The organism is Chryseobacterium sp. CBo1 (assembly GCF_001693475.1).
Lineage (GTDB): Bacteria > Bacteroidota > Bacteroidia > Flavobacteriales > Weeksellaceae > Chryseobacterium > Chryseobacterium formosense.
This window is the reverse complement of the sequence record NZ_MAUH01000046.1, coordinates 1-9,033: the sequence shown is the minus strand read 5'-3', so window position 1 is coordinate 9,033 and position 9,033 is coordinate 1. Positions and strand designations below refer to the sequence as shown.

Sequence of the window (9,033 nt, the reverse complement as noted above, 5' to 3'; positions counted from 1 at the left end):
CAAATAAAATCGGATTCAATCCGAAAAAGAAGACAGTTGTATTTTCAACAGAAATTAATAAATTTATAACCCTAAATACTCCTTAAGGATTTATTCCAAAATGTCCAAGTTAGTTTGAAGACGTACACTAGTTATAATTGATGAAGGACACCTATTAGGTGCTAATCAGCGGCTTATAATGAATGAAATCTTTTTTGAAGAACTACGGTATTTCATTAAGAAGAATGAAGGACGTTTTTTACTTCTTTCAGCAGTATTGCCTAATGCGGAAGACCTCGCACATTGGTTGACAGGGAATCAGAATGCTTTGTATAAAGACTCCTGGCGTTCAGCAGATGAACGTTTAGGAATACTGGAGTGGACAGGCAATCAGGTAAACCTGCATTGGTTAGGAAGCAGTCATGAGCATTCATCTTTTAATAATCGATTTATTGTTCAAGAAGAACTACCATTAAAACCAAGACAGAGAAGTGTTCATTATTTTCCTGATAACAAAAATGATGCTATTGCAGCTACAGCTTATAGATTAAGAGTTTTTGGAACTGTATTGCTATTTGTAGGACAGAAACGTTCTGTTTTTACAATGGCTAAAGCATATTTAAAATGCCTTGAGGTAAATTCAGATACTGACAATTATATGGACAGTAATTCTTTAGATTGGAAAACTTTTGAATTGGCTTGTATTGAAACTTATGGAGAAAACAATCCTTGGCTGGAATATGCAAAAAAAGGAATACTATGTCATCATGGGTCTTTACATTCTGATGTGAGACTTCCTATAGAGAGATTAATGAGAAATGGGAAACCACGTGTAATTATTGCAACCTCTACTTTGGGTCAGGGCGTTAATTTAGGTGTGTCAACGGTCATTTTCACGACTTTATATCAAGCAGGCACTCTTATTTCCAAGAGAGATTTTTGGAATATTGCTGGAAGAGCTGGAAGAGCTTTTATTGACCATGAAGCAAAAATATTAGTAGCACATGATAAATCTGATATATCTACACGGAAAGCCAGATGGAAGAACGAAAAGGCTCAAGAGGAAATAATGAATTTTTTTAATAAAGACCATATTGATATTGCTGCAAGTGGAATATTAGCTCTCGTCAAGCTTCTCAAAGAAGTTGCAGAAAAAAATAATATTAATTTTGAATTATTGTTGGAACTTATTTCTGAAAACCAACTTGAGGACTTAAATGAAAAAGAAAACGGAATAGATGAAACTCTGGACTGGATTGATGATACTCTTCTTGCTTTACACTCTTTACATAATTATGAAATTGATGAAAACAATCCCGATTACCAGTGGATAGAATCTTTTTTTAGAGATTCTCTTGCCTGTATTCAATTAAAGAACAATAATGTCCTATCTGAAGATGAGTTTATTTTTTTTGTAAAAGCAAGGGTAAAAGGTATTGTTAACCGTATTGGAGCAGATCATAATAAATGGAATTCCATTATAAACTCTGGAATACCATTAAACAGTGATTTGTTTTTAGAGGATAAATTATCCGAAATTATTGATATTCTTGAGGAATATAGAGAAGATGAAAAAAGTACCGATATCAAAATAGCAATAGTACAAAAAATTGTAAAAGCCATATATGACGTACCTGTTTTAGAAGAAAATAAAAATGAAATTACACATGAAAATTTTGATAATGTAACATCTCTATGGGTAAACGCTGAACCTATGTCCTCTTTGATGGAATTTGAGCAATCAGAAAAAATAATCAGCGATGTTTTTTCATACAAATTACCTTGGCTTCTTAATGGAATTGCAAAAAAAATCAGAAATCTTGACTTAGAAGACGAAGCTGAATTAATAGAGGAAACAGCCTTGCTTATAGAAACCGGACTTCCCAATTTGAAAGCTATAAAAATATATCAGGCTGGTATAAGATCACGAATATATGCCAACGAAATTTCAGATTTATTTGAGGATATGGGATGGAAAAAAAGTATAAGGGAGTATCGGGCGGAAATCTTATCAGATAAAGAATTTATCAAAGAAAATGTATCAGAAAAATGTAAGAAATGGATTGATTTATTATCTAATATTTCAAATGTAAAATCTATACAAGTACCAAAAATTTCTGATTTTACACTTGATAATGCTCATAATAGTACTTCTATACTTATTGCAAAAGAAATTGATGGGAAACAATATTTAAGAAGCCCTGACCTTTCCTTTATTCATGATGATTCAGAAGGTGAGATTGATTTTGCAGGAATTAATAATATTCCGGGAATAATATTCATTTATGATGACAACGAAGGGGTTTGGAAAATTAAAATTGAGAATCCTTATATTATTATTAATGATAATTAGTTTAATTACGTACTTAAAATACTGTATTGGGTTGACAACCTAATACATTTGACGGTTATTACATTTAAGGAAAATTTTCAATAAAATTCGTTCTTTATTATACATTGCTTTGTGAAATTGCAACTAATTTTGAGACAAAATGTACATGCTCTCTATGCTACATTTTTGATTGAGTTGATATTAAATCTGATACTCTCCTATGGTTAAATTTCCTAAATCAGAATGCCTTCTCTTATTGTTGTAAAATGTTTACATATATTCAAACACAGAGTTTTTGGAATTAATCTCTAATTTCATATTTATTTTGTAGTTTTTAGAGCTTGTATCACTCCACTCTTACAAAGACCCTGTAAATAGATAATTACAGGGTTTTATTTTGCTAAAATTAGGTGCTGATCAAAAATAAGTTATTTCTCTTTTTTCTTTTTAAAAAAATCGTCTGGCATTGATTTAATATCTTCATTGTTTTCAAAGTTTGTTAACTTTAAGAATTGGGTAAGAAAATCGCTATTCTTCACAACATCAGATTTGATGAAACATTCTCTAAAAGATGGGTAATTGGGTAAAACAACATTTTCATTAAATTTCTTTTTTTTCAGAGCATATTCTTTAAGACATTTTACTAAGTCAAATTGATTATTATAATATGTTAATTCAACCAATGAATTTAAATCAATCATTGCAAGATTGTGAACTTTTTTAATACCTAAATCTAATACACTAAGTTTTTCCATCATTTTCAGACTTAAATAATGCTCTAACGAAGGAACATTATAAAATGAATTTGAGACTACTAAAACAGGATATATTTCAATAATATTAGGTTTAATATTCTTTCTGTCAATAATTTCATTAAATTCACTATTGCTTTTTAATTTATTAATCATAGAAATTAATTGAGAGATTCCTTTTTTCTCGACAAAATTTTTCTCGATTATTTTTTCGACCTCTTTATAATCATAGATAGCATCTAATTTATTAATGCTCTCATAATCCTTAAATTCAAATAGAAAAATATGTTTATTATTGATTATTATGCAGTCAATTAATGATTTGTCTTTTTCGTTGAATATTATTTCATAGTACTTATTCTTTAAAGATAATTGGATCAAATTTCTAAATAATATTTCTTCACTTCCTTTTTCTGCATATTCGGAAGAAAAATCATTATAGGAATTAAATACTTTATATTCTTCAGTTAAAAATTGAAATACTTTATACTTTATTTTATGATAGAAATTTAGGAATAGATAAGCTTTGTTTAAAACGAAGTAACCGTTGTCATTTTCACTATCTTTTAGCAGAGGATAATATTTTAGTTCAATTTTGTCTTTATTGAATAATGAATTAACACATAATTCCTCACAATATTCCTTTATTTGAAATTCTTTTATATTATCTGGATCTAAATTTATATAGTTCTTATCATCTAAATAGTTCAATAAAAAGAGTTGATCAAAAATATATTTGTCTAAACCATTTATATTGTGTCTATCTTCAAACCGCTGTAAAAATCCAGAATAATTCCTGCATAAATACTCAAATAAAGATCTTAATCTTACAAAAATAAACAGCTGATGATAAACAAAATCAAAATCAATGGTTTTTGTTGTAATAATGAATTGAGCTAAGCTTTTGAAATACTTCTCTGGGATATCATCCATAAATTTGATACTCGGATATACCTCAGAATTGAATATTAAATACGCCTGAATAAATGGAAATGATTCAAATTCAGGATTAGCATTATATTTTAAATTATTATAATTCTCAACGATTTTTTTAATCAATAAGTTATTCCCTTTGACATTGAAAATACATTTTGTTTCTTTAAGATTAGAATTGTAGTCCCTATAATTTAAAGCATTTATAATTTTACTTAATTCATATTTGTATTTAATTTTTTCAGAACTCGACAATGAATCTATCAATTTCATTTCAAAAGATTCATCTGCTATAAAAGATTGATTTATTGCACAGATAATTAACAGTAAGATATCGGGATCTATACCTACTAAAAGATCTAAAACATCTTTTTTTTCAATTTTCTCGGGAAATAGATCCTTCCAATTTTGAACAATCACCAATTTTTGATTTCTTCCAATTTTCTTCCCCTTCATTATTAAATTTCAATTACATTATCATCACCAAACCATTGTCTGGCTTTCGCTATAACTTGGGCGCTCGGATTATGATAAAAAACAGCCAAATTTTCTTTTGCTCTTGTACAACAAACGTAGAAAATTTTCTGAGTTCTTTCCAAAACGCTTTGCGTGCCATTATTTAGAAATAAATATTCAAAATTGTAATCGTTCCACCTGCCGTTATCAAGGATAACCAATACATTGTCAAATTCGGAACCCTTTGTTTTATGTTGAGTGGAAAAAGGAGTTTGCCCTTCCAAGTATTTATATAAGTTTTGAAACTCACTGAATTTTACATCTTTCACCCGATTGTATAAGTACCTATTTTTTATTTTAAATGAATTGAGTTTGTCATTGTTACTTATACAAATTCCTTTATTATTAGCATCATCTATCACTTCTTCAACTGTTTTATCTCCAACATAGATAAGTTCTTCAATGTTTTCCTTTAAAGTTCTTTTATCTGATATTCTAAGAATTCGAGTACGATAGTCCGTAATTTTTAAAAACTCATTGAATTTTCCATTTTTATACAGTGATATATTTGACTGAATTTTAAATAAATGCTTGATTAAACTATCCCGTTTTGAGCCTTTTTTATTTTCATCGTCTTCATCTTGTTTTTTATCATCGAGTAATTGATCTTTGCTTACATATATTTTTGAAAATTCGTTGTAATTAAATGATTTAGCATAGTTAAATAATTCAACGTTATTGTCAATGAAAGTTTGCATTCCGGCTGTAGGACTTACAGCTCTCAATTCACCTCCAGCTTTATCCAACTGAAGTATATCTATTACCTCACCAAAGGTATTACCAGAAAAGTCAGTAGTTATCGCCTGTTCTTTTATATATTTATTAATTCTATCTCTGAATTTTAAAATTTGATCACTATCATAAATATTCATTAGAGTCCTGAAACCTGCCTTTCCCGCTATCAAATTATGAGTAAGATTAAGTTCTTTGGTTTCTTTTGAATTATTAAAATCCCAGCCAGAGTTATCTATGAGATATTGTCTAACTATCTCAACATCATTATTAGAAGAATATAGAAAAAAAACATTTCCTTGTTTTACAGAACCGTTGATCATATTGGGTGCGGTACTATCTGTTGAAGGAATCTGGCGGATTCCATCTGTGCGAAGTTGATTAGCCAGATTTATAATCTTTTGTGGATTTCTTCTATTCTGTTCTTTTTTCACTTCTTTAACTTCATCCTCTTCATCTCCTTTAAAATCATCTAAATTACCAATCCCATCTTCATAAATGGATTGCATAGCATCACCAAAAAAACCTATGATATTTTTTCTTGCACTGTTTTTAAAGTGAGTAAGGAATATTTCTACAACCTGTCTACTCGTATCTTGATATTCATCTATAAAGATGCATTTGTATTTATCCTTTACAATATCACAAAGTTTAGGATATTTTTCAAAGAGATAATTTGCTACAATTAATATTTCGTCGTGAGAAATTATACCCTCCCGAATCCTGAAAAATTCTTTATACTGAATACCTTTTTCTAAATCACTAAAATAGTCAGCTGGTACAGGACTTACTTCAGCAATGGAAATATCTGTTACATTGTCGTCATTAGCCAAGAAAACCAAAGCTTCCTTTAATTCTTTTTGAAAGTGCTTGATATTGTCCCATAAGAAATCGTGTATAGTAGAAACATTTAAGTTTTTGTGATTTACTCTTTCTTCAATCTCCCTTACAGCTGCGTTAGTATAGGTCATGCAAGCTACTTTTTCTGAAGGGTTTTCAATGATAAATTGTCTGATCACACTTACTAATGAATAAGTTTTACCACTACCCGCACCACCACTTAAAAGAAAGTTTCTTTCTTCATCAACACACTCGAATATCTCTTGTGCTTCCGGCTCTAAATTCAATCTTTCTTCAACCATAATAATCCATTTTTAATGTATGCTGGAATTTGCCAATTACTAAAATTTTCGCCTCTGTGATATAAAATATCCAATGCAAAATGAGTTTTCTTATTGATACACTTTTCAGCTAATATATAGGCATCATTTGTTGCATCATCAAATAGTTTTCTGTTTTTTAGTCCTTGAAAAAGATCTTTTTTATCACTAACAAAATCTCTATTTATATGAATAAACGCATCTTCAAAACTTCTTGCTTGATAAGCACCTTCCTCTTGCTGATAACACAAACAGATCTTTGAAGTCCCTACTGAAATAGTACGATCTTCTTCGGCTAAAACTTTTAGTTGCTCCCAAGAAGTGCTTGATAAAAAGTGTAGCAAGGCAGTATTACTTGTTTCAATTCCCGCACTTACAGGGCAAGCTTCTAAAACTACATCTCCATTTTCATTTTTTTTCCCCAAGTCTCCTTTAGAATCTATATCAGTAATAATAATTCCTTTGATTCCTAAAAATTGGATAAACTTCTCGAAAATTTGAGAGTATGCTCCGACTTCTACTATCGATATATTTTGAGATAATAAGGGAAGAAAATCATCTTTTATACCTTCAGCTTCTAAGCGAGCTTTTTCTTCAATATCTATCTTTCTCATAAAGGTTGGAATTAAGATCCTCTCCGTATCCCCTTCAATAAGAACAGCTTTATCTGCAAAAAATATCTCAGCTCGGCTAATAGTTAAATATTGTTTTAAAAATTCATACTGGTCAGTATCAATCGCATATTCTATTTTTAAATCTTTAAGGTTTTTTGCTACTACATTATTAGTACTCTCAATTTTCAAATATTTAATATCATCAAAATCACTATCTGCCACGATATGAGATGAGTGGGTTGTAATAACGTACTGAAGTATGCGATTTTCGCCATCCTCTCTTTTGATACCATCACCAAGCAATTCTTTTATATTTTTTATGAAAACATATTGCATTTGAGGATGGGTATGCGCTTCCGGTTCTTCAATAAAGAGAAGATTAATGTCCGCTGGTTTTTTATCCTTGTCTCTTTTAAATTCTTGAACTATAATTTCAATTTCAAAAATCATACTGATCAGGTTCATATAACCCAAACCGTTATAGTGTTCCGGCAATTTATGCTCGTCGTGTGTATAGACAACCGTAGTATTACCTTCTAAAAGCTCCCTGTGTTGTAATGTCGAAATAACAGCTATATCGGACTCATTTATTTTTATCCCTCCAAAGTTTTTTACTTTGTCAATGACATCATTAAATAAATTCCCATAAATCTCAGTAAGAACCTTATCCGTACCAGCTAGCTGGTCTTTAAAATCTTCAGTAGCCTGATTCTTTTCGCTATTGTCTTCTTTTTTTTTATATAAATTGGAAGTTTGCCTAGATAATGTCTTATCAACATCTTTGTTGGTAACATCTCGTCTGGCACTTATATATTTAAAGTTTATTACATCCTTGATACCTATTGCTTCTTTTTCTAGATCAATAAAATTTTCCTCGTTAATATCTTTTGTATCAAGCTTATATTCAAATGATTTTTTTTGAATCTTAAAATAAGTTCCTATTTCTTTCTTCAGGAAATCTTTTAGATCTCTTTTTTCATACTCTAAGCCATTTTCCCGAGCTTTAACTTGCTTCGAATCTTCATTAGACGAAAAGACAAATAAGTCAGATTTTAACTTTAAAAATTCCGTGTAATTAAGAATATATTCAAATCCCAAAACAATAATATTATTGTCCGGATCCAAATCCATCAACAGCCTACTTACGTTTGAAAGATTATCTGTTTCGCCATATTGCATAAAGAGTCTGAGCTTGATTCCTATAGGCTCGAATTCAGCAGGTGGGGGATCTTGCTCAATAAGCAGAGTTAGTTCTTTTTTGAATTCTATATTCAAATCATCATAAGAGAATTTGCTTTTTTCATTTAGAAATTTGTCTAAAACTGCAAGAATTGAAGTTTTACCTGTATTATTCTTTCCAATAACTAATGAAAGATCCTTCTCCAAATCCATTGAGAAATGCTTCAGCAACCTAAAATTATGAATCTGAATTTTAAAAATATTCATATTTAAAATGTGTTTAATTAGTTTTATAAAATGGTTATTTATTTAATCAAATATAACATTTGATTTATTATAATACTAAAATTAAATTTCACATTCTCAATTAATTACTTGATTTTAAAACTTGGTTAAGATTTCATTCATTAAATAAGCTAAGAAATATTGAAGTTATAAACATTTTAACTACATCGTTTTTAAATTACATTGCGGCTTTTGAGTTATTTACAGATTTAATCAGCAACAAAATATTTTAGAATAACACTCTCTGTAAGAAAATAGAGAAATTCCATAATCAATTCCGCTTCCTCCTTGGTGACAATCATACCTTCGCTTGTAAAATGCTCAAGCACCTCATCTATAGGTATTTTTTTTATTTCTTTTAATTGAGACATATATTAAGATGTTTAAGTTTTAATCCAAAATTTTGTGATTATATATTATATTAACCCGTAGTGCATTATCACACAATAGCTATTTTAATATTATTCATTTTTCTTTTATAAACAAAAACATTTATGAATTGGATAAATGTGAGTGTCATTATTTTACTTAGTATTCTTGTTTTGAATCCA

General features: G+C 29.3%; 5 protein-coding genes. 1 reads left to right on the top strand and 4 read right to left on the bottom strand.

Going from position 1 to position 9,033, the window contains the following annotated elements; all coding sequences use genetic code 11:
• Positions 1-178: 178 nt before the first annotated feature.
• Positions 179-2,332, top strand: a complete 2,154-nt coding sequence (locus BA768_RS17605) for a helicase-related protein (protein WP_065721829.1) — start codon at positions 179-181, stop codon at positions 2,330-2,332.
• A gap of 407 nt (positions 2,333-2,739) precedes the next feature.
• Here BA768_RS17605 and BA768_RS17600 read toward each other — a convergent pair whose 3' ends face one another.
• From BA768_RS17600 to BA768_RS21350, 4 genes are all read right to left on the bottom strand, one after another.
• Positions 2,740-4,452: a hypothetical protein gene (locus tag BA768_RS17600; RefSeq protein WP_065721828.1), complete on the bottom strand. Its 1,713-nt coding sequence runs from the start codon at positions 4,450-4,452 to the stop codon at positions 2,740-2,742.
• Between the two features lie 2 nt (positions 4,453-4,454).
• The gene (locus tag BA768_RS17595) at positions 4,455-6,386 is read right to left on the bottom strand and encodes an ATP-dependent helicase (protein ID WP_065721830.1); all 1,932 of its coding nucleotides are present in this window, start codon (positions 6,384-6,386) and stop codon (positions 4,455-4,457) included.
• Positions 6,368-8,464 carry an ATP-dependent endonuclease gene (locus BA768_RS17590; protein ID WP_065721827.1) on the bottom strand — a complete coding sequence of 699 codons (2,097 nt, stop codon included), beginning with the start codon at positions 8,462-8,464 and terminating at the stop codon, positions 6,368-6,370. Before BA768_RS17590 ends, BA768_RS17595 begins: the two co-directional genes overlap by 19 nt.
• A gap of 227 nt (positions 8,465-8,691) precedes the next feature.
• On the bottom strand, positions 8,692-8,853 hold the full coding sequence (locus BA768_RS21350) for a hypothetical protein (RefSeq protein ID WP_165601803.1): 162 nt from the start codon (positions 8,851-8,853) through the stop codon (positions 8,692-8,694).
• Positions 8,854-9,033: the final 180 nt, after the last annotated feature.